Annotated in this window: 1 protein-coding gene; it reads right to left on the bottom strand. The window is 57.4% G+C overall.

Translation table 11 applies throughout. The features are described from left to right. A partial coding sequence (locus tag SB658_RS22385; protein ID WP_410602409.1) for a carbohydrate ABC transporter permease occupies positions 1-364 on the bottom strand: 364 nt, incomplete at both ends.

Here is a 364-nt window from a genome sequence, read left to right as displayed (position 1 = left end):
CGCGTCAAGGAACGCGTTGAGTCCAAGTGGCACGGTCTTCATGCTGTCCTTGTTGAGATAGAGCAACGGTCCTAGGAAGTCATTCCAGGTCCAGATGAACGTGAACAACGCCGTCGTTCCGATGGCCGGTAGCGCGCGCGGCATGATGATGCGCCCAAAAATGCGGAAGTGACCACACCCGTCGATGCGAGCGGACTCGTCGAGTTCGCGCGGCACGCCACGAATGAACTGGACCATGAGGAAGATGAAGAAGGCATCCGTTGCGAGCCATTTCGGCACCACGAGCGGAAGAATCGTGTTCACCCAGCCGAACGAATTGAACAGCATGTACTGCGGTACTAGCGTCACGTGCATCGGAAGCAGC

The organism is Bacillus sp. SIMBA_008 (assembly GCF_046535495.1).
GTDB lineage: Bacteria > Bacillota > Bacilli > Bacillales > Bacillaceae > Bacillus > Bacillus subtilis.
The sequence above is the reverse complement of the archived record's forward strand: the minus strand, read 5'-3'. Positions and strand labels throughout refer to the sequence as shown.